A 22531-nucleotide genomic window follows, 5' to 3' on the forward strand; every position below is an offset into this window, starting at 1 on the left:
GAGTAAAGCGTTGATGAAGATACTTCCTGATTTGTTCTTCCATTTCCATCCTCCTCCTTTTGCCCTTTTACAGTCATTATAGCACATGGAAAGTGGGAGTGTCCCCATCCGTGTTCGTCCTCCGATTACGGAAGAACGTTTTACACATCAACGAAAGATAACCCACGCCTATTTCCACGTATTCTTCGCGACAGTGAAGAATGGAAACAGCGATACGCTTTGAGAACCGGAGTGGAACGCTGCATCAAGCGCCAAAAAACAGATTACAAACTTGAAGCTTCGAAGGGGCGTAGTTCCCGCCATTGGACGATTCGAATTTACCTGATTGCCATGTGTCAGCATGCAGATGCCTGGTTGGAAGAAGCGAAGAAGGCGCAACTTCCTTCCATCGATCAATGGTTTGACACACATCAAGCAGCCTAATTTTAAAAAAACGATCCAGTGACATTTATTTGGCATGCACTTTTTTGAAAACTGCATTCATAATAAGTACCCAGAAGCCAAAATAACTATCTTACCCCTCAGTCAGACCCAGAATTAAAACCTTAATTCCGAGACTCTACCTTTTTTAAGCAATAACTGTGCCAAAGATATAATTCTCAATATATCAACAGAATACTATGTTCCATGGGTCGTGGTTACCTCATTTCCTTGTATACAAAATAAGAAAATGTCTCATTCTGTTCCATTCTGTCCACTTACCAAAATTGAAAGAGTAAAAAATAAAGAAGAGATTCAAAAGAAAAAAGGCGGCCCTTAGAGCTTATTAGCCCTTTGGGACAGCCTTTTATGACACCTTTAGTGGTAGAACCTTTTATAAATTGAATTTCTGTAGTCTTTTATAGAACGTACTTCTGGGAACACCTAATAATTGAGCCGCCAACGAAACATTTCCTTTGGTTTTTTGCAAAGCATCAATCATTTGCTCTTTTTGGATTTTTTCTCGTAAAGAAAGCGAATAGTTGTGATTTGAAACTCCGATTTTTTGGTATTCAGTATGAGATGAGGAACATCTTTTATTCCAATCAAATGAATCCAGCCAGTCCAATATTTGGAATGACTCTTTCCTTCCACCCTGCGATAGGATTTGAAAACGCTCGAGCACATTCCACAGTTCGCGAATGTTTCCCGGCCAATGATATTCCATAAGCCTGTCAAAAAATTCAGAAGGCAGCTCTGCGTTCCAATGATGCGTTTGGCAAAAATATCGAACTAAATACGGAATATCTTCTCTTCTCTCCCGTAAAGGCGGAACTTGGATAGGATAAACATGGAGACGGTAATACAAATCTTCTCGGAATTTTCCCTCGTTTACAAGTTGTCGAAGGTCGCGGTGTGTCGCGGCAATAATGCGAATGTTTAAAGGAATCTCTTTCATACCCCCGACAGGAGTAACCTTGCGCTCTTGCAGAATCCGCAAAAGGGCTACTTGCATCGAATGCGGAATTTCACCGATCTCATCGAGAAAAATGGTTCCATGGTTGGCTTGCTCAAACTTTCCCTTGTACCCTTGACGACGCGCTCCTGTAAATGCCCCTTCAACATAGCCGAACAATTCACTTTCCATCAGTTCCTTTGGAATCGCTCCACAATTCACGGCAATAAAAGGCTCATGTTTGCGTGAACTGTTTTCATGGATCGTTTGAGCGATTACTTCTTTTCCCGTTCCCGTTTCCCCCAAAATATAGACGCTTGCATCTGTCGGTGCCACGCGTTTCATATCATCTACCGTTCGCTGAAAGGATTTACTTATGCCTACTTCACCTTTGAAATAGAACGGCTTGGTAAAAGACAGGGCATAGTTTAGTATATTCTCTTCTTTTCGTGCCGTTTTCATTAGATACATGCACGTTCCAATAAAACCGCCATGATCGTTTGAAAACATAGGTACTTCCATTTGAATTTGAAAACCATATTCTTTCATCTTATCGACTTTCATTCCCATCCATTCGGGTAGCTGGCGGATGGGTTTGCTTGCAGCAACCACGACTTGCTTACGATTGCAAATCAAAACAGGCTGATCCGTCTCGATGACATCCATAGAACAATGGATGAGTTCCATCTCATCCTTATGAAGTCGAATGCTTAAATCGCGCTCAATCGAATAAGCAGTCGATGTAACCATGCCAAGCATATAAGGATGGGTACGGTCTACCGGACAAGTCACATCAAGCACGCCAATGACCGTTCCATCATCGGTACGAATGGGAGCTGCAGCGCAGCTCCAACGGTGAGAAGCAATCGAATAGTGTTCCGTACCGGTGACCATAATGGGTTCTCCCGTTTGTAGTGCCGTGCCTATCGCATTCGTTCCCACCTCACCTTCTGTCCAACGTACTCCCTGCACAAAATTGATTTTTTGGGCCTCACTTTTGACTTCTCGATTCCCCGTTAAGTATAGAACATAACCTTCCGGATCAATCAATAGAGCCATCATACCCAACTCTTTCGTTAATGGTTTCATTCTTTCTAAATGAGGTTGGGCCATATCCAGAAGCAATGAATTCTTTTCTTTTTGGAAATGAAATTGATCATGTGTTAAAACATAACGTCCCCTATCCAAGTTCGGATTAACCTGCGCATCTCGGGATCGGTACCAGGATTCCATGATCTTTTTATTTAAGCGGGACGAATCAAGCACCCCTTCATTAACAAAACGCTTCCATGTATTTAAAGACAATGTTGTTTCCATCATTTAACCCTCTCCTATAACTTGTTTAAATATTACACTAGTACTATCTACATTTATTAAAATTAAGAGAAATTACAAGATCAAATTTCTACGTTTTAGCCATCCTACTTTTTCGAGACTATCCAATATGTTGAATAAAAAGCATAGAGGGAGGGATGATTGTGGGGTAAAACGGATGTCATGCAGACCTAATCTTATTATAGATGATAAAAGTTAGCGCTTTCAATATATATAAATTTACCTATAATTTGAAAACTGCTATTATCCAATCTTAAGGGTTTCATTTTGGATGAAACCCTTAAAAATTAAGTATTAAATATTTCTAATTTTAGATGTATAATAAACTTTCATTACGCTATTTTCGTTTGTTCTTTACTATATTTTTCGGACTTTTTATTTTGTAAGTGTAATACGACAATACATACAAGTAGAATTATACATAGTTCCAAGATGGCAAGTGAAGCATTTCCCTTATAAAGTTCCTGATAAAAAATGGCTCCTCCGACCCCTCCAAATATGGGACCTAACACTGGTATCCAAGCATATTTCCAATTGGAAGATCCCTTTCCTGAAATAGGAAGTATAAAATGAGCGATCCGTGGACCTAGATCACGTGCGGGATTTATAGCATATCCTGTTGGTCCACCAAGAGAAAGACCGATACCAACAACGAAAAGTCCAATAATTAATGGATTAAGTCCTTCTGTAAATTTATTTACACCAATGCCCAAGACGCCAAATACCAGAACGAACGTGCCAATTATTTCACTTAATAGATTCGCAAACGGATTTGAAATGGCAGGGCTTGTTGAAAAAACAGCTAATTTTAACTCTGGGTTTTCTGTTTCCTCCCAGTGCGGATAGTAAAGTAAGAACACAACGGTCGATCCTAACATAGCCCCCATCATTTGGCCTAAAATATAGATCGGAACCTTAGCCCAAGGAAATAAACCAATTGTAGCCAAACCCAACGTGACTGCGGGATTTAAATGCGCACCACTAATTCCACCTGCAATATAAATCGCAATCGTGACTGCTAAGCCCGCTCCTAATGTAATCACGATCCACCCTGAATTTTGTGCTTTAGATTTATTCAAAAGAACCCCTGCTACAACGCCCCCGATCAAAATCATAAGGATCATTGTCCCAACCATTTCTCCCAAAAAAGGTGTCATACGTCTTCGTCTCCTTAACTTCTGTATTATTTCCTTCGAGTTTAAAAACACTGGATAGATGCTCTATCGCCTCTAATGCATCAGGTCCGTCAGCTCGAATCATAATGTGTTTACTTTTTATTACTGCTAAAGAAAAGCTCAGAAGACTCTTAGCATTGGTTTTAAAATGTCTCATATCAATTATGACATCACTTTCATACGTGCTTGCCTTATTTACAAATTGAATAATTTTCTCCATCGATAAGTTTTTCGGAATATGAATGAACATCTCCTTTACCATAATCAACACCTTAACCTAAAGTCTCTTAAAATCACGTATACACCACGAATTACTTTGAATCTGGTGAGACAAGTATTTTTATATGTGACTTGTTTTTAACTAATTCTTCAAACCCTTCTTCAGCTATATTATTGATATTAATCTTTTGGGTAATCATTGAATCAACTTCTAATCTCCCTTCTGAAATTAACTGGATGACAGCAGGGAAAATATTCCGATAACAGATGATTCCTTTTAATTGGCGTTCTTTTAATACAAAATGATTCAGATGTATGGATACAGGTTTTTCCCATATACTTACAACAATAACTTGACCATCTGTTTTTGAACTGTTAATGGCAGCATTGATACATGGTTCAACACCTGTTACTTCAAAGCAAACATCCGCTCCACCATCGGTTATTTGATGAATGGTTTGAACGACATCTTCCTTTAATGGATTAATGGTATAATGAGCACCTAATTCTCTGGCCATTTTCTGTCTTTCTTCTGAGATCTCAACAGCAATAATACAACTAGCACCAGCCAATTTAGCCGCTTGGATGACGAGTAACCCAATGGGACCTGTACCAAAAACGACGCAGGTATCTCCCGCTCTCAATCTACTTTCTCTAACAGCATGTACCGCGACCGCTGTTGGTTCAACCAAAGCTCCTTGTTCGTAGGTCATATTATCTGGTATTTTATGTACCATGGTTTCTTTAACCATAGTGATTTCGGAAAAACCGCCTCCCCCACCACTTAACCCGTGGAACCCGAGTTTATCGCAAGCATTATATTTTCCATTTTTACATGGCTTACAAGTCCCGCATGCCAGTACTGGTTCTACGGTCACACGGTCGCCAACTTTTACCCGGGATACTCCTTCTCCAACTTCAATGACCTCACCGGAAAATTCATGTCCCAGAATTAGGGGAACCTTTTCATTCGTTAAAGGATGGGGTTCCTTAGGAAGAAAAATAGGCCCAGCTAGATACTCATGTAAATCCGTTCCGCAAATGCCGCACCATTTCACGCGAATTTTTACCATTCCTGGTTCAATCTTCGGTTCCTTCACTTCTTCCACTCGGACATGACGAATGTCATACCATACCGCAGCTTTCATATATAATCCTCCTAGTCAATATAAATATCGATTTTTTTGAATGGTGGGGAGTATCATCACGCTTTTGAATCTAAATTTTTAACTCATGACAATCCCGCCACAGATATTAATAGACTGACCCGTCATATAGTCTGCATCACTGGATGCAAGATAGGAAACTAGACATGCGACATCCTCTGGCCTTTCTACCCTACCGAGCGTGATCAGCTCAGAGTATTTTTTCAACGTTTCCCCTTTGGGTAAACCCAGATATTCCCCCATTTTCTGGTCAATAAGATCCCACATATCCGTACCTACAATTCCTGGGCAATAGGCATTTACGGTAATACCGTATGGTCCCAGCTCCTTGGCTAAAGCCTGTGTAAACCCAACAACAGCAAATTTGGTTGCACTATAATGCGACAATAAGCTAAATCCTGAGTGTCCCGCTATACTTGCACAGTTAATGATTTTTCCGCCTTTTTGGTTTATCATTTGTTTGGCAGCTGCCTGAGCACACAAAAATACCCCTTTTGCATTCACTGAGAAAACTCTATCCCAATCTTCTTCTGTTAATTCAATGGCTGGCTTCACTTGGGCTATTCCTGCGTTAGACACCATAATATCCAGCTTTCCAAACTCACTGACAACCTGGTCAACCATTCCATAGACTTCCTTGCTAACGCTTACATCCGCAACGATTCCCATCGACCTGCGTCCCAAATCTTGAATCTCTTTAACCACCTGATTGACCAATTCTTCATTAATATCATTGACGACAACATCTGCTCCGTCTTCGGCTAATCTTAATGCAATTCCTCTGCCGATTCCTCTTCCTGCTCCAGTAACAATAGCCACTTTACCCATTAGTTTCAATTTTATTACCTCCTGGTAATTAAGGGTTCTTGTCGAGTTGCATGGTCATGTAGGTTATCACACCCGATTATTTTTGAACAACCCCACCGCAGTGGGGTATTTCATAAGTTTCGATAAGTATTTAAAAGGGCTGACTTTCTATCGATATTCTTCTATCTTTCAAATTTAAATCGTTTTACCTAACTATGCACAGAGTGACCGACTGTACTTAACAGTGCTTCATGTATCGCTTCGGACAATGTAGGGTGTGCTGCTATAAAGTTTTCCATCGCATCCACCGTCATTTCCGCGTGCAGCATGACCGTTCCCTGCCCAATCAATTCGGTGGCACGGGGTCCCACGATAGAGATGCCAATGATCTCATTAAATTGTGGCTCCACCATGACTTTTACTTTTCCTATCTGTTCATTCAATATCAATGCTTTACCATTGGCAGCGAATGGGAATTCTCCGACCCGAATATCTCCATATTGCTCTCTAGCTTGTTTTTCCGTCATTCCAACACCAGCAATTTCAGGTGATGTATAAATACAGCGAGGAACAGCGCGGTAGTTTACTTTCACATCTTGTCCACAAGCATGGGAAGCGGCAATCGTTCCTTCATGAAAGGCAACATGGGCCAGCTGGATTCCTCCAACGATATCACCGCAAGCATAAATATGAGGGATATTGGTTTGCATATGTTCATTGACTTGGATCCCTTGCTTAGAAAAGAGAACCCCTATCTTTTCCAAACCTAATTCAGCCGTTCTAGGTTTTCTTCCAATGGAAACCAACACATAATCCGCGCTCTGTTCATGAAGTCCGTCCTTATTTTCAAATACAGCCTTCTTCTCCTTTGCATTCTGATTTTTTAAAGCCGTTGAAGTATAAATCTGAACGCCGGCCTTCTCCAGTTCTTTATGAAGCACAGCAGCAATGTCTGCATCTTCTCCCGGCAGAAGTTGATTTGCCATTTCTACAATCGTGACTTTGGTTCCCATCCGACTATAAATACTGGCGAACTCACAGCCAATCACACCTCCACCGACAATAAGCAGGGAAGAAGGGATGGAGGGCAGGGACATTGCTTGTCCGCTATGAATTACCCATTCCCCATCAAATGGGGCAAAAGGCAATGCAACAGGTTCCGAACCAGAAGCAATAATGACTTGACCCGCTTCAACCACTTCTTGTTTTTCTGCATCGTCTACCTGGATGCGATACCCGTCCAGAAATGAAGCTTTCCCCCTAATGACTTTGATTTTATTTTTCTTCATTAAATAGCCGATACCTTGAACTAGCTTTTTTACAATTCCGTTTTTATGCCCTTGAACTCCACTCCAATTGACCTCTACTTGGCTTAAAGGAATTTGTATTCCAAACTGCTCGACATGCATGACCTTTTCAAACATTTCAGCACTTTCAAGCAGCGACTTCGTTGGCATACACCCTTCATTTAAACAAGTCCCCCCTAAATCTTTTTGTTCAATTAGAGTCACTTGTTTTCCCTGCTGGGCGGCGATAATCGCCGCCACATATCCTGCAGGTCCTCCTCCAATAACCGTTAATGCCGTCATGAAATCCACCTTCTTTCTATAAGAGCATGCGAAATGGCTCTTCTAAATGTTGTTTGATTGTAAGAAGGAACTCCGCGGCAGGAGCTCCGTCCAATACCCGGTGATCGAAGGTAAGACTTAATGGTAAGATGCTTCGCTTTTGTAATTCTTCGCCTTTATAAACAGGTGTGTCTTGGACCGCTCCAACCCCAAGAATCCCCGTTTCAGGCAAGTTCAACACAGGTGTAAAATGTTCAACCCCATAAGCACCAAGATTGGTAATCGTAAAGGTTGAACCCTGCATTTCTTCACTGCCTAACTGACCTTGTCTGGCTTGCCCGGCCAACGATTTAATATTTTTGGACAAGTCTATCAATGAGCAATTCTGCGCATGACGAATGACGGGAACAACTAATCCTTTATCTAACGCAACGGCCATTCCCAGATGCACATGGCCAAACTCATGGATTTGATCTTCCACATAAGCGCTGTTCATGGACTTATGTTTTTGAAGGGAAAGAACAACAGCCCGTGCAACAAAATCCGTAAGCGTCAACTTGACTTCATATTGCTTCTGGGTCACTTCACTCATTTGTTTTTGAAGGACGACCAGATCAGTTACATCGGCTTTCATGGTTAACGTTAATTGAGCACTGTGACGCAGGCTGTCGTGCATACGGCTAGCAATCACTTTCCGTATGCCACTGACTGGAATTCGCTTGACTTGTTCCACATCTTGATTGACACGCTGCTTCATTTCTTCTTCCAGTTTGGATGGAGATTCAGATGAAGATTGACCCGCAATGGCCTGTTCCACATCTTCCTTGGTGATCCTGCCTTGCGGTCCTGTTCCTCGTATCAACTCGATGTTCAATCCAGCGGCTTCCGCCATTTTCCGTGCTATCGGGGAAATTTTAATCTCCCTTCTATTGGATTGAATGTTAGAAGAGGTGACAGGCTCTACTTCCGCCACAGCTGCAGCCACCTCCTCCTGCGCTATAAGGTTTGGTGAAGTCTTCGTATTTCCTCCCACTTTTTCATTGGGATTTCCGAGATAGCAGATGACCGTTCCAGGAGGTACACCTTGCCCTTCTGGCACAATAATTTCCAGCAGAGTTCCCTCTGCAGGAGACTCGTATTCCATTTCAATTTTCTCTGAATTGATATTCGCAATGATTTCCCCTTTAGATACAAAATCCCCCACCTTTTTAATCCAAACGGAAACCGTTCCTTCTTTCATAGATAAACCTAATTTAGGCATGACAACTTCTGTAGCCATTTGACTTCTCCCTCCTATCTGGTTGAATTATACATTGAGCAACGATTTGTCTCCGATGAGCTCCGATACCACTTCGATCACCTTTTGCGGTGTAGGCAAATAAAGATCTTCAAGCGGAGGAGAGAATGGCACGGGCGTATGCGGTGCCGTAATGCGCTTAATGGGCGCATCCAGCATATCAAAGGCTTTATCTGCAACCAAAGCCGCAATATCCGTTGCGATGCTGCATCTTGGATTCGCTTCATCAATCACAATCAGGCGATTGGTTTTCTCCACAGAGGCAAGAATCGTGTCCTCATCGAGTGGGGACAGGCTTCGCGGATCCACCACTTCCACTTCGATCCCTTTGCTCGCGAGTTGTTTTGCTGCAGTAAGAGCCGTATGAACTTGTTTACCAATCGCAACGATCGTGAGGTCTGTACCCGCCCGTTTAATGTCCGCTTTCCCTAATGGAATGGTGTAATACTCCTCTGGAACATCGCCGGTCATGTTATACAAAGTTTTGTCCTCAAAAAAGATGACAGGGTCATTATCTTCAATGGCCGCAAGCAATAATCCTTTGGCATCATAAGGTGTGGAAGGAACCACCACTTTAATGCCGGGAATGCTTGTGAATAGGGCATATAAGCTTTGGGAATGCTGAGCAGCTGCACGGAATCCAGCCCCATGCATGGTTCGAATGGTAACCGGTACTTGTGCTTTTCCTCCAAACATATAGCGGAATTTAGCACCTTGGTTCAATACTTGATCCAAGCAACTTCCAATAAAATCATTAAACATCAGTTCGGCGATCGGTCTGAGTCCAGTAGCCGCCGCTGCCATGGCTGCCCCCATATAACCAGCTTCTGCAATCGGAGTGTCCAAAACCCTCTCACGGCCAAATTCTTGAACCAATCCCTTGGTTACCCCCAATACACCGCCCCAAGCTTCATCGTCTTGCAAGTGGTCCACGGCAGCTCCGCCGGCCACGTCTTCTCCTAATAGAATGACATCTTCATCTTTTCTCATTGCGAGCTTCATCGCTTCATTAATTGCTTGAGACATACTTAATTTTCTTGCCATGTCATTTCCCTCCTCAAATTGGATTAATAAGATACATAAACATCGGTTAACAATTCTGATGCATCCGGATACGGGCTCTTTTCTCCAAATTCGGTCGCCTTTTCGATGGCTAGTTCTACCGCATTCTCCATTTCAACCAATTCGTTTTCCGACATGAGCTGTTGGTTGAGTAAATATTGTCTAAAGGTTTCGATGGCATCCCGTTCCTTCAGATGTTCTCTTTTTTCTTCTTCTTTTTTATATTTTTGAGCATCACCTTCAAAATGGCCGTAATTTCGATAGGTTACACACTCAATTAACGTCGGTCCCTCTCCCCTGCGAGCTCTTTCAATCGCTTCTTCCGCAGCTTGATAGACAGCCAGTACATCTTTTCCATCTACGCGAACGCCCGGCATATTGTAAGCGATTGCACGGTCGACAATTTGCTTGCAACTCGAAGCATATTCAAATGGCGTTGCTTCCCCATATCCGTTATTCTCGGCAACAAAAACGACCGGAAGCTTCCAAATCGCAGCTAAATTCAATCCTTCGTGGAAAGTACCTTCATTATTTGCCCCATCCCCAAAGAAGCAAACGCTTACAGCATTAGTCTTCTTGTACTTCGCAGTCAACGCCGAACCACATGCGAGTGGATATCCGCCTCCTACAATCCCATTTGCTCCGAGCATTCCTTTATCTAAATCCGCGATGTGCATCGATCCGCCTTTTCCTTTACATAGCCCAGTTGCCTTCCCGAAGAGCTCCGCCATCATCCCATCCAAATCACACCCTTTGGCAATACAATGGCCATGACCACGATGGGTACTGGTAATACTGTCCTTATCATCCAGGTGTGCACACAAACCAACCGCAATCGCTTCTTCCCCCGCATATAAGTGAACAAAACCAGGCAATACTCCCTGCGCAAAGATATCATGAACCTTATCTTCAAACTTACGAATTTCCAACATTTTTTGATACATCCAATTGGCTTTTTCCCGAGTCAATAAGGCACCCTTTTCTTTTTTTACTTTCAACATGTTCAGCCTCCTGTCTTCCTTTTTTATTAGATGAAAAGGTCTTCATTTATGAACCATGGATAGGAACCGTTGGTTTGACCTCTACACTCTTTTTATTTTGCAAATAACGTGCCAACTGTTTTATAGCGTTAAAATACGGATTGCTCTCCTATTGGATTGGACAAAATGAGATGGTGTCTCGTTTTGTCCAATCCTGTTTACTATGTACACCTCATTCTATCAACTTGGTTTTAAAACAAAAAAAAACGTGCCTGATAGGCACGTCGTTCATGAACATATCATTTCGTTCTGGATGCTTGAACTTGTTCATGGGCATGATAAGAACTTCGCACTAAAGGACCCGACTCCACGTGCTTAAAACCTCTTTTTTCTCCCTCTTCTTTTAACCATTGGAATTCTGTAGGAGAATAATATTTAACGACTTCGAGGTGCTGTTTGGTTGGCTGTAAATACTGCCCAATCGTAAGGATATCACAATCCACGTTGCGCAAATCATTCATGGTCAGTAAGATCTCATCCAACGTTTCTCCGATTCCAATCATCAGACTTGATTTGGTGGGAATAAGAGGAGATAACTCTTTTGACTTCAATAACAATTCCAACGAACGCCTGTATTTCGCCTTAGAACGTACGCGATCCGATAATCGTTCCACTGTTTCCATATTATGATTTAATATATCCGGCTTTGCATCCAATACCACACGGAGAGCATCCCAATTCCCAATAAAATCAGGGATTAATACCTCTACACTACACATTGGGAGTCTTGAACGAATAGCCCTAATGGTTTCAGCAAATATGATGGCTCCTCCATCCTCCAAATCATCCCTAGCCACTGATGTGACAACAACATGCTGCAATCCCATTTGCTCAGTCGCTTCAGCGACTCGATCCGGCTCAGCCCAATCTAGTTCAGTAGGTCTTCCTGTTTTGACGGCACAAAATCTGCAGGCTCTGGTGCAAATATCCCCTAGGATCATAAAAGTAGCCGTACGATTAGACCAACATTCATAGATATTCGGACATTTCGCCTCTTCACAAACGGTATGCAATGTTTTATTTCGCATCATCTTTTTCAGTTCTTTATAATTTTCATTCGTCGTACCCATATTTACTTTTAGCCAACTAGGTTTCCGTTCTCGTATCATAGCACACCTCCTATATTTCGTTTTTTAAATATGCAAATATAATGCCAATGGGTTAATGAATATACAAATAAGTTCATCTTTCTTACCTAACCAAAAGCAGACATTAAGAGAACCTTGTCTCATTTTGTTTTAAAAATGATGTCATGATATACAACCATTCCGATTCTTTTTTCAATAAAAAAAGACCATCAAAATGATTGACGGTCACAAAAGAGGTGTAAGTCCACGAAGCCACTTTCGATAAACGGCTAAGGACTCTAAAAATGTATTTGCAAATCTAGTGCCAACCTAGAAACTGGCATATGTTTTGCTTATTTAAATTGACATCTAAAGAAAAGGCAGGAACTTCAAAGATGAAAACAACAGATGATTTAATGGATAACATCAACAGGATGAAAAACCAATTAAATGTAATGTATAAAAAATATGAGGGTAATCTTCTTCATCCCGAGATATTAACATTAAGCCAAAAACTCGATTTACTCATTGTCTATTCACAAAAAGGAAGAAACCTAAAAAATTAAGTTTGGTGAATAGGTGAGGGTTGAAACCTTCACCCACAACCATATTTCGGTGCTGCTAAGTGCGATTATCCACCAAATTTGAATCCTCATCTGCTCCCATTAGCTTTTTACGGATAACGGCCACAAGCAGCATAAGCCCGGGGAAGACGGTTGAAATCAAGGTACCATAAAAAGGGTAAATGTTTGTTAGAAAATGGTTCATATCCTGCAGACTGGGTGCCGCCCAAAGTCCGCCTACAGCGGAAATAAAGCCGAAGGGAAGAACCAATTGCTTGTAATCGGATAGATTTAGCCATTGGGCTACCCCTAAGACAAGAACATAATAAAAAAGGGATAATTTGATAAAAATGCCTGTCACCCAAATGGCCATTACGATTGCTTCAAGATGCTCAAAAAAATGGGCGATGCTAATATGACGGGCTGCAGACATAAGAGGATACGTGATGTCAGCCGTGGTTTTAGCGCCATATAGGAAAAGAATGGTCAGATTTGTAGCCATTAACGTGAGCGTTATGGCAAGGATGGAGAACATTCCCCATTTCATTCCCTTTTCAGGATCTGTCAAAAAAGGAAGCAGCATGGAGATAAGAAAGGATTGGCTGAACCAAGTCTGTGGCAGGGCAGCTCCCATGAGCGGGGGCAGTAAACCATTCTCCATCATCGGAAACATATGTTTAGGGTACATATCCTGTATGAGTAAGACCATAATCAACACTAGCAAAAAAATATAAAACGGCAAAATGACATTGGCCGTTCTCCCCACAGCTTCTAGTCCGCTCCGAACCGTAAAGGCACAGATCAAAACAAGGCTCCCCATAATGACCATAAGCGGGGTTTTAGTCAGAAAAGCAGTCGCAATGAATTCACCATAATCTCTCACGATCAAGATGTCCGAATGAAAGATAAGAAACAGGAAGATAAAGCCCAATGCTTTTCCTGGTATTTTCCCCAAAATGCGCTCACTGTATTGGATAATCGTTTGGTTGGGGTAATATTTATGCAGCTGACACATGATAAACACGGTTAAAAATCCAATTAAGGAACCAAATATCGGCGAGAGCCACATATCTCGCTCGGCAAACTTGGCTGTAATTCCTGGGATAGTCAAAACGGCAGTCGCCAATACCCAGAGGTAAACAAGGCTCGCCATTTGAAAAGCTGAGATTTTTCCTTTTTCGATCATCTTTAATACCTCTTTTTTGTAGTTAACACTCCACAGGAGTTTAGGTTTTATCTATCAAGAATCTTCTCCAGCGGTTTGAAGATCGCGCGGACTAGCTGGGTAGGACCAAGCAGATCCGGAATAAAAAGAAGCAGGACTGCCAGTATCCATCCCAAAGCTATGAAGGTGATAAAGCTCGCTTTTTCCTTCTTCTGGGTCGGTCCCATCTTAGGCCATTCATACAAGGAGATAAAAATTACAATTCCCGTAATACCTATTACTGCTCCTAAGTTCAATCCTTTTCCACCTCTGCTCTAGACAAACTCGTTGGCTTTGTGGTCATTCCTGGCCTACGCACATTTGCCTTGATGTCGTATTCCACGGTTACATTTGGAAATATATCATCCCAATGAGACTTGGCTTCCTTCCACTTTTCAGGATAATTTCGATGAAAGGCCTCTGCAAAGCGGAAGACGTCCGTCCTCATTCCTACCTGTACATGATCAAGGGACTGGCTGATTCGTTTCTTGATGTCTTTCTCTATTTCCTGTTCAACTTCCATTGATTGTTCGGGATCCGTTATATCTAGACGGCTTGCATTTTGCACTAAAGCTCCTTGCGCTCTAATTATCGCCTTTATTTTCCATTCCCCATTTTCGATTTTGGGGATAAGTTCCGTATGTTGTTTAAACGGATCGAAGGATAATGTTCCTCCGCCCTCTGGAGAGTCTACGGTAAGTCCTACTACTTCAATATCATCCCGCAGCCATAATATTCCCCGTGTAGTTGGAAGATCCACTTTTCCGATCATTCGATCCCTCTTAAAGATAGCCGTTCCGACAATATTGGCAATGGTCTCCTCCTTCTTTTCGCCATGCTTGGGCGGCAGGTACCTTATTAGCGGAAGGACCGCTCCCCCTGAATCTGCGGTTGTCATCTGCTGAAAATCCTTTATTGTGACATTAACCCCTATCTCCTTTTCAGCTAACTTTCGGAGCACTTTGCCAATGTTACCCTCCAGAGGTGGCTGCAACTCCAATATATCCGCAGCCTTTCCTTCACTGACAAATAAGTGTGTTCTACCGCGTGGTTCCGGATGGCGCAGCAAATAATCCAAATCTCGATGAAGCCCATCTAAGGCATACCTCTCTCCAAAGATGTACACCTTGCAGTGCCCCCAGAAAATATGACGAGGGAGCTTTGAGTGAAGCTTGGACAAGGCATCAGCAAAGTTTTCCCCCTTTGCGGATCTCAGCACGCTTTGGGGTTCGCCCGCCCCTTGCTGCCCGTTCCCGGCTACACGAGGTATCAAAACTTGAATTGTCAGATCTAACTGATTATCTTGATCCTTGTCAATCGCAGCGGATTGTACAATTGCCATATCGTTAAGTTCCTTTCGGTCCCAGCATCCCGAAAGGAAAAGGACCGATAAAAAGAATAGAAAAACAAGTGAATTTCTCCTGCATATCGCCACCTTTCATTCATCTCCTCTAGTTGGATCCGGTTTCTGCCCCGACGTCTCCCGGTAAGCGTTGTACTCCCCTGTAAAGTGGGGGCGCGTGTTCATCATCCACCATGGGGATCGGATAAGTACATCTTTCCACTGCCGAAATTTCATCGGGGCCATGGGCGTGAGGTAAGGAACCCCGAAGGACCGCAATGTGCACAAGTGAGAAATGATAGCCAAGACTCCAAGCATGATCCCAAGCAAACCGAGTGAACCAGCAAGAAGAATGATAGGAAAGCGCATGATTCGAAAAGAAATTCCCTGAACATATCGGGGAACCATAAAGGAAGAAATCCCGGTTATGGCGACCACGATCACCATAGGTGCAGAAACGAGTCCTGCTTCAACAGCCGCTTGACCAATGACGAGAGCTCCAACAATGCTCACGGCAGCACCAATCTGTTTAGGAAGTCGAACTCCTGCTTCACGCAAGGCTTCGAAAGTAACCTCCATGATGATCGCCTCTACGAGTGCCGGGAAAGGAACGTACTCCCGGGAAGACGCAACGCTGACCAGCAAATCCGTGGGTACCATTTCCTGGTGAAACGTCAGAACAGCGACATAAAGAGATGGAAACAAAAGCGACATCACGAGGAAAATATATCTCAGCCAGCGGATCAACGTACTTGCCAAGAACCCATGATAATAGTCCTCTGGAGACTGAAGCAGAGAAAAAAAAGTGGTAGGAGCAATCAATACAAAGGGAGTTCCGCCAATAAGAAGGGCTACTCGCCCTTCAAGGAGATTGGCTGCCGCGACATCCGGCCGTTCCGTACTCAATAATTGAGGAAATGGGGAAAAGGGATTGTCTTGTATGAATTCCTCGATATATCCACTTTCCAGGACACCATCTATATTAATTCTCTGTAAGCGATTTTTCACTTCTTCAATGAGGTTTTTTTCAGCAACGCCTTCAATATACGCGATGTTGATCGCGGTCTTCGTGTATTTTCCGATTTTCATAGACTCCATTTTAAATGCTGGACTTTTAATGATCCTACGCAACTGGGAAATATTAACCTGTATTGTTTCGGTAAAACCTTCCCGGGGTCCGCGTATGGTGATTTCGGCCGAAGGTTCTTCAATTCCCCTTTTCTCCCATTTGGTCAGGCCCAATGCGATTCCCTGGTTTTCTCCTTCCCATAACAGAACCGGATTTCCATTAGAGAGAAATTCTACACATTCTGCAAAGTTTCTGATTTTTTCCGTATGCGAAACCGGAATTTTAGCTGATACCATTTCATGAATACTAGAGTAACCATCTGTAACTTGAAGCATAAGCGGACTTAATGCATTTCCATGCAACTCCTCCATATTGCTTAGACCTTCAAAAAAAATGAGGGCTGCCGGGGTTATTCCGCCGATTTTAAAAGAATGGAAAATGATATCCGAACATTTTTCATAAATCGACTGAAGGATCTTCACATTATAGTCTAAACTTGCATCTAATGATTCCTGCAGTTTACTATCCTGCTGACGGAGAGCAGGCTTTTCGTTTACTTGCAGCGTTTTTTTTCTCAGCCATTTGCTAAAGTAACGAACCACGGCGTTTACCCCCTTCCCTGTTTTGATGGAAAATATGTAAATGTATAAAACTTCGTTTACCAAACCTTTCTTAATTATTAATATTTCAAAGAGTCTCTTATCCTATTCGGATTTTTCTGTTCTTCCTTGGCGATAAAATTATGCTATCTTTACCGACTATTCCTGTATATAATTAATGATTCTTGGTAAATGATCTGTATGTTCTAAAGCAGTAATTACAGGCGTCTGTGTTTACACCCTTAGTTGTCACCCTTCAAAAGGGAACAAAAAGGAGTAGATTTATCAAATCAATGATAAACCTACTCTTTTAGACAACTTTAGCAATTTATCCCTAATTCCCTACCTTTCGCGTTTTTCATACCTATTCCTCAACTCAAAGATTGTCTTTTGAATTTCATCGTTATATATTGGATCATACTCCTTTATCTCTTCTATTTCGCCATAACTTTTAAGATACTCTTTTAAGAACATAACAAACATTTCAGAAGTAGAAATATCGGTCATTTCTGAAAGACTAGACATACTATACGGTTTAACAATGGGATAGCCTAGAGTTGAACCGTTTGAAGCACGTTCATAGAATTCGCGTACAATCGCCCCCCTTTTCTTCCCTCTTCCTTCAACCAATACAAAAGCTTGAACGACAACAGCCTTCGTTTGGCGCCTTTGCGCAATTCCACAAAACTTCTTGCCTTTTATACTCAAATCAAAATCTCCCGGACAATATGCTCCCTCAACCTCGCCTCTGTTGACTAAACCGATTTCACTCTTCAAACTTTCACATATTAGCTGGTACATTAACTCAAAATCCTGGCGAAATTCCATTCCTCCTTTGAGATTAGGCAATATAATTGAAATGTTAACGACCCCAGGATCTAATGGGACTGCGGCTCCCCCCGAATTACGGACTGTAACAGAATAACCTTGTCGTTCCAGCCATTGCATAGTTTCCAGCGCATTTGGAAGTTTACGATCACGCAGTCCCATGATAAAAGCCTTAGGATGGCGCCAAATATGAATAATGGGTTCAGATCTCTCCATTCCTACTTCCCGTCCGTAAACTTCGTCAAAGGCAAAAGGGAATAATATATCATGTGAAAGTAAAGTTGAGAATGTATCTACAATCTTAATTTTAAGGGGAAAATTAGTAATCGGCATCATCAAACAGACTCAACTCCTCTATTTAGTAACCTCTCCATTGTTCCTTAACCTCTATTTCCTTCTAGTTTAAGTTTCTTAAAGCAATAAACATACCAATCATCAATCTACTATTAGCAGGAACATCCTTTATCTAGTGATAGCTTTATTGGAGATAGACAAAATAGGAATAAGTCTCATTATGTCTAATCATGTTCATTCCTCTGGTATACAAACTTTTCTTATTTTTATTGATGATTAACCTCCTTCCCAAGGATTCGTAAGGGTTACCTATACTTATTGAAGATGGCATAGATCTTGCTTAATAAGTTGATCAGAAAATACTTACATCAATTTAGAGGAGGTTCTACTATGGAACAAACATGGAAAATTAGCAATCGAGTTCAGGAATTTTTAAAGGGAACGAAAAAGCTTTTAATTAATGGGGAATGGGTGGAAGCAATTTCGAGAAACACCTTTGAAACCCTAGATCCTTCGAATAAAAAAGTATTGGCGGTTGTAAGCCAAGCGGGACCGGAAGATGTGGATAATGCTGTAATAGCAGCTCGTCAGGCTTTTGAAAATGGTCCTTGGAAAAAAATGAGCGCTTCTGAACGTGGACGTTTGATTTATAAGCTAGCCGACTTAATGGAGGCTCATCAAGATGAACTAGCCCAGTTGGAAACCTTAGATAATGGAAAGCCTATTCGTGAAACAAGCAATGCAGACGTCCCCCTTGCCATTGATCACTTCCGCTATTACGCTGGGTGGGCCACCAAAATTGTGGGACAAACCATTCCGGTTAGTGGAAACTTTTTCAACTATACGCGACATGAAGCGGTTGGTGTAGTAGGAGCGATTATTCCTTGGAATTTTCCCCTTCTCATGGCTGCTTGGAAATTAGGAGCAGCCCTCGCTACGGGATGTACCATTGTTTTAAAACCGGCTTCCCAAACTCCTCTTTCCGCATTATATTTAGGACAATTAGCGCTTGAGGCAGGTTTCCCCGCAGGTGTGATCAATATCATTCCGGGCGCCGGACGTGCGGCAGGATCGGCTCTAGTGGAACATCCAGATGTAGATAAAGTGGCTTTTACCGGTTCGACAGCAGTAGGAAAAACCATTATGCGCCAAGCTGCCGGAACCATAAAGAAGATCTCTCTTGAACTAGGCGGAAAGTCCCCTAATATTATTTTGCCTGATGCTGATATGAGTAAAGCCATTCCCGGCGCTTTAATGGGGATTATGTTTAATCAAGGACAAGTATGTTGTGCTGGATCACGTCTCTTTATTCAAAAGAAATCCTACGATAATGTCGTCGCTGATTTAGCCTCTCTTGCCCAAAAAATTAAGCAAGGGGCTGGGATTGATCCTACTATCCAAATGGGACCATTAGTATCTCAAGATCAATTGGAAACGGTCAGCAGCTACATTGAAAAGGGCAGACAGGAAGGAGCAGAAGTAGTAGCCGGTGGAATCTACGGACATGGGGATGGCTATTTTGTAGCTCCAACGATTTTCGCTAATGTAAACGATAACATGACGATTGCCAAGGAAGAAATTTTCGGACCTGTCGTAGCTGCTATGCCTTTTGATGATTTAGATGATGTCATTCGTCGGGCGAACAATTCCGAATATGGTTTAGCCGCAGGTTTATGGACACAAGATTTGAAAAAGGCTCATTATGTAGCCAATGAACTCAAAGCAGGAACAGTCTGGGTGAATTGTTATAACGCATTCGATGCTGCTGCTCCTTTTGGTGGTTATAAACAAAGCGGAATAGGTCGGGAAATGGGAAGCTATGCTTTAGAAAATTATACAGAAGTCAAGAATGTATGGATTAATTTAGATTAATTAAGATTATTGGATTATAATTTCTGAACAGTGGAGAAGCTCAGCAATAGCTGCTGAGCTTCAATATTAAGAGTAAGAAGCAGACTACATAAATACAAGTATTGCTAGTTCCTGTCATGTCAGTTCATAGATTAGACAGGAAAATGGAGTACTTGTTACTCTAGATACTCTACTCCAACTTAGGAAGAATTCGTATCAATTCTTCCATTTTTTTCTTTTTAATTTGAACTTTGAACCTATTAATCAAGAAAATAATAAGCTTGTTTGATAAAGCCAGATAGTATTTTCTTTCAATATTGATACAGTCGATCAGAATTTGTATTTGTTATTTTGCCTTTTTCAAGCGTATCTTTTACAACATCCGCCGTTTTACTTCAAACAAAGCATACTCTTGAACTTTCAGCTACTACAACTTCGGTAAAGAATCAACTGCATCAGCCAAATCTTGATAACTATCCTTTAAATACCGGGAAGTGGTCGCAATGTTGCTGTGCCCGGCCAATCGCCTTACCTTCTCAATATCATTTCCGGTTGCCTTTAACATCCATTTGCAGAAGGTGTGTCTAAACATATGAGGGGTTAGCTTTCTTTTAGGAGTACTATAATTTTCGATCATTGTTTGGATCCCCCGTACTGAAAGCTATTGGTTCGCTGGCTGTAAAAAAACATAAGGGGAATTGGCTACATGATCCTTCTTTTTAGCTCTCTCTGACCTGAACTTTAACCAATCTTGCAGTTCATGAAAGAGAATATTAGCAATGGGGATGGTCCGCACTTTGTTCCCTTTCCCCAGTACCTGAATCCGTTTTAAGTCTAAATCCAAATCTGCTGATAACTAAATGACAGCGTGGTTTTATAATGCTGTTGATAACAAAATATTTTGGAAATTAAAAGACTTAGATATCTACCAAGAATTTTCAGCCGGAAAATACGTGTTTAATATAGCAAAAGTATTATTGAAATTAACCGCCTTATAACAAAAAAATATCCTGTCTATCCCTAATTTTAGGAACAAACAAGATACTATACCTCGTCTTCTAATTCCATTCCAGCACCTCTTTAATCTTCCCTTCGTCCAAAACAACGTTCACATTCATAGATATAAGATTCTGCTTGCTCTTCAAAATGCTCACCGCATTCTATACACTCTTTTGGCGGTATATTCTTATAGAAGTCTAGGTTTTTTGTCATTTTTATTCCCTCCGTCTATTGTTTCTTTATTAAATTAAGGAGAGTAGAGTATCATTCCCTACTCTCTAGCTTATTAATCTGTAATTGTTTTAGTTGTGTTGGAATTGTTCTTCTTCGGTAGAACCAGCCAATGCCGTTGTAGAAGACTTTCCACCTGTAACTACAAGAGATACTTCATCAAAATATCCTGTACCTACTTCACGCTGATGACGAGTCGCTGTATAACCGTTTACTTCTGCCGCGAATTCAGCTTGTTGGAGTTCAGAGTAAGCCGCCATGCCACGATCTTTGTATCCACGTGCTAATTCAAACATGCTGTAATTCAAGGAATGGAATCCGGCCAAGGTAACGAATTGGAACTTGTATCCCATTTTTCCTAGTTCCTTTTGGAAGTTAGCGATGGTTTCATCATCAAGCTTCTTCTTCCAATTGAATGATGGAGAACAGTTGTACGCCAGAAGTTTGCCAGGGAACTTGGCATGAATCGCTTCTGCAAAGCGGCGAGCCTCATCAATATTCGGTTCTGATGTTTCACACCAGATCATATCACAGTACGGAGCATACGCTAATCCACGTGCGATCGCTTGGTCTAATCCTGGCTTCGTATAGTAGAATCCTTCTGACGTTCTTTCACCCGTTAAAAATGGATGATCATACGCATCGGCATCACTGGTAATCAAGTTTGCCGCATTTGCATCGGTACGAGCAATAATAACGGTGGGTACCCCCATGACGTCGGCCGCCAAACGAGCCGCAATTAAGTTACGAACCGCCGTTTGAGTGGGAAGTAATACTTTACCTCCTAAGTGCCCGCATTTCTTTTCTGAAGATAATTGATCTTCTAAGTGAACCCCACCTGCTCCCGCTTCAATCATCGCTTTAGTTAATTCAAATACGTTCAAAGGTCCACCGAAACCAGCTTCCATATCCGCCACGATCGGAGCAAACCAGTACGTATCTCCCTTCCCTTCGGCTTGTTGAATCTGGTCGGCACGCTGAAGCGTTTGGTTAATCCGCTTGACCACCTGAGGAACGCTATTCGCTGGATATAAACTTTGGTCAGGGTACATCTGGCCCGCAAGATTGGCGTCGGCGGCTACTTGCCAACCACTTAGATAAATGGCTTTTAATCCAGCTTTGACTTGTTGCATCGCCTGATTTCCTGTAAGAGCACCTAAAGCATTGATATAGTCTTCAGTGTTTACAAGATTCCAAAGGCGTTCTGCTCCCATACGAGCTAAGGTTTGCTCGACAACGACAGAACCACGAAGCTTCACGACATCGGCCCCCGTATAGGTTCTTTCCACACCCTGCCAACGATCTAACTTCCAGCTTTCTTCAATTTCGCGAATTTGTTGTTCTCTAGTCATTGTTCATCTCTCCCTATTCATGTTTTGGTTTATATTAAATTGTTGTCACCAAAGGTAGTAAAACCATTTTGGATTATTCAATCACCAG

Annotated in this window: 20 protein-coding genes and 1 pseudogene; 3 read left to right on the top strand and 18 right to left on the bottom strand. The window is 41.9% G+C overall.

Annotation, left to right across the window (positions count from 1 at the left end; all coding sequences use genetic code 11):
• Positions 1-219 precede the first annotated feature (219 nt).
• Positions 220-423, top strand: a complete 204-nt coding sequence (locus ABLT31_RS31060) for a hypothetical protein (protein WP_367759016.1) — start codon at positions 220-222, stop codon at positions 421-423.
• Positions 424-814: 391 nt separating this feature from the next.
• On the opposite strand, the gene ABLT31_RS31065 is transcribed toward ABLT31_RS31060, so the two are convergent.
• The 10 genes from ABLT31_RS31065 to lipA form a co-directional block, all read right to left on the bottom strand.
• Positions 815-2695, bottom strand: a complete 1881-nt coding sequence (locus ABLT31_RS31065) for a sigma-54-dependent Fis family transcriptional regulator (RefSeq protein WP_462976558.1) — start codon at positions 2693-2695, stop codon at positions 815-817.
• A 347-nt stretch (positions 2696-3042) separates the two neighbouring features.
• Positions 3043-3867, bottom strand: a complete 825-nt coding sequence (locus ABLT31_RS31070) for an MIP/aquaporin family protein (protein WP_367759018.1) — start codon at positions 3865-3867, stop codon at positions 3043-3045.
• Positions 3782-4147 (bottom strand): HPr family phosphocarrier protein, encoded by a 366-nt coding sequence (locus tag ABLT31_RS31075; RefSeq protein WP_367759019.1) that lies wholly within the window; start codon positions 4145-4147, stop codon positions 3782-3784. The genes ABLT31_RS31070 and ABLT31_RS31075 overlap by 86 nt, the downstream gene beginning before the upstream one ends.
• 49 nt (positions 4148-4196) lie before the next feature.
• Positions 4197-5252, bottom strand: coding sequence for a 2,3-butanediol dehydrogenase (locus tag ABLT31_RS31080; RefSeq protein ID WP_367759021.1), 1056 nt, complete (start codon positions 5250-5252; stop codon positions 4197-4199).
• Between the two features lie 78 nt (positions 5253-5330).
• Entirely contained in the window at positions 5331-6098 is a 768-nt protein-coding gene (locus ABLT31_RS31085; protein WP_367759106.1) for an acetoin reductase, read from the bottom strand.
• A gap of 188 nt (positions 6099-6286) precedes the next feature.
• Entirely contained in the window at positions 6287-7666 is a 1380-nt protein-coding gene (gene lpdA, locus ABLT31_RS31090) for a dihydrolipoyl dehydrogenase (RefSeq protein WP_367759023.1), read from the bottom strand.
• A 16-nt stretch (positions 7667-7682) separates the two neighbouring features.
• Positions 7683-8924, bottom strand: coding sequence for a dihydrolipoamide acetyltransferase family protein (locus ABLT31_RS31095; RefSeq protein WP_367759025.1), 1242 nt, complete (start codon positions 8922-8924; stop codon positions 7683-7685).
• A 27-nt stretch (positions 8925-8951) separates the two neighbouring features.
• Positions 8952-9986 (bottom strand): alpha-ketoacid dehydrogenase subunit beta, encoded by a 1035-nt coding sequence (locus ABLT31_RS31100; protein ID WP_367759027.1) that lies wholly within the window; start codon positions 9984-9986, stop codon positions 8952-8954.
• Positions 9987-10009: 23 nt separating this feature from the next.
• Complete coding sequence (locus ABLT31_RS31105; RefSeq protein WP_367759029.1) at positions 10010-11005, bottom strand: thiamine pyrophosphate-dependent dehydrogenase E1 component subunit alpha; 996 nt, start codon at positions 11003-11005, stop codon at positions 10010-10012.
• A 278-nt stretch (positions 11006-11283) separates the two neighbouring features.
• Positions 11284-12153 (bottom strand): lipoyl synthase, encoded by an 870-nt coding sequence (gene lipA, locus ABLT31_RS31110; protein WP_367759031.1) that lies wholly within the window; start codon positions 12151-12153, stop codon positions 11284-11286.
• A 320-nt stretch (positions 12154-12473) separates the two neighbouring features.
• Here lipA and ABLT31_RS31115 point away from each other — a divergent pair, with 320 nt between their 5' ends.
• Positions 12474-12677: an aspartyl-phosphate phosphatase Spo0E family protein gene (locus tag ABLT31_RS31115; RefSeq protein ID WP_367759033.1), complete on the top strand. Its 204-nt coding sequence runs from the start codon at positions 12474-12476 to the stop codon at positions 12675-12677.
• Between the two features lie 55 nt (positions 12678-12732).
• Here ABLT31_RS31115 and ABLT31_RS31120 read toward each other — a convergent pair whose 3' ends face one another.
• The 5 genes from ABLT31_RS31120 to ABLT31_RS31140 all read right to left on the bottom strand — a co-directional run bounded on the left by ABLT31_RS31120 (position 12733) and on the right by ABLT31_RS31140 (position 18052).
• Positions 12733-13860 carry a GerAB/ArcD/ProY family transporter gene (locus tag ABLT31_RS31120; protein ID WP_367759035.1) on the bottom strand — a complete coding sequence of 376 codons (1128 nt, stop codon included), beginning with the start codon at positions 13858-13860 and terminating at the stop codon, positions 12733-12735.
• A 47-nt stretch (positions 13861-13907) separates the two neighbouring features.
• Positions 13908-14135 (bottom strand): hypothetical protein, encoded by a 228-nt coding sequence (locus tag ABLT31_RS31125; protein WP_367759037.1) that lies wholly within the window; start codon positions 14133-14135, stop codon positions 13908-13910.
• Positions 14132-15313, bottom strand: coding sequence for a Ger(x)C family spore germination protein (locus ABLT31_RS31130; protein ID WP_367759039.1), 1182 nt, complete (start codon positions 15311-15313; stop codon positions 14132-14134). Before ABLT31_RS31130 ends, ABLT31_RS31125 begins: the two co-directional genes overlap by 4 nt.
• Positions 15314-15316: 3 nt before the next feature.
• Positions 15317-16891 (bottom strand): spore germination protein, encoded by a 1575-nt coding sequence (locus ABLT31_RS31135; RefSeq protein WP_462976559.1) that lies wholly within the window; start codon positions 16889-16891, stop codon positions 15317-15319.
• A gap of 339 nt (positions 16892-17230) precedes the next feature.
• Positions 17231-18052 carry a lipoate--protein ligase family protein gene (locus ABLT31_RS31140; protein ID WP_367759041.1) on the bottom strand — a complete coding sequence of 274 codons (822 nt, stop codon included), beginning with the start codon at positions 18050-18052 and terminating at the stop codon, positions 17231-17233.
• Between the two features lie 348 nt (positions 18053-18400).
• Between ABLT31_RS31140 and ABLT31_RS31145 the strand changes: the two genes are divergently transcribed.
• Positions 18401-19882 carry an aldehyde dehydrogenase family protein gene (locus tag ABLT31_RS31145; protein ID WP_367759043.1) on the top strand — a complete coding sequence of 494 codons (1482 nt, stop codon included), beginning with the start codon at positions 18401-18403 and terminating at the stop codon, positions 19880-19882.
• Positions 19883-20288: 406 nt separating this feature from the next.
• Here the strand turns inward: ABLT31_RS31145 and ABLT31_RS31150 are convergent.
• The 3 genes and pseudogenes from ABLT31_RS31150 to aceA form a co-directional block, all read right to left on the bottom strand.
• Positions 20289-20708: pseudogene (locus tag ABLT31_RS31150) on the bottom strand (tyrosine-type recombinase/integrase); the annotation flags it as partial.
• Positions 20709-20941: 233 nt separating this feature from the next.
• Complete coding sequence (yhfH, locus tag ABLT31_RS31155; protein ID WP_367759045.1) at positions 20942-21073, bottom strand: protein YhfH; 132 nt, start codon at positions 21071-21073, stop codon at positions 20942-20944.
• A gap of 89 nt (positions 21074-21162) precedes the next feature.
• Positions 21163-22443 (bottom strand): isocitrate lyase, encoded by a 1281-nt coding sequence (aceA, locus tag ABLT31_RS31160; RefSeq protein ID WP_367759047.1) that lies wholly within the window; start codon positions 22441-22443, stop codon positions 21163-21165.
• Positions 22444-22531 lie beyond the last annotated feature (88 nt).

Source organism: Ammoniphilus soli (genome assembly GCF_040813775.1).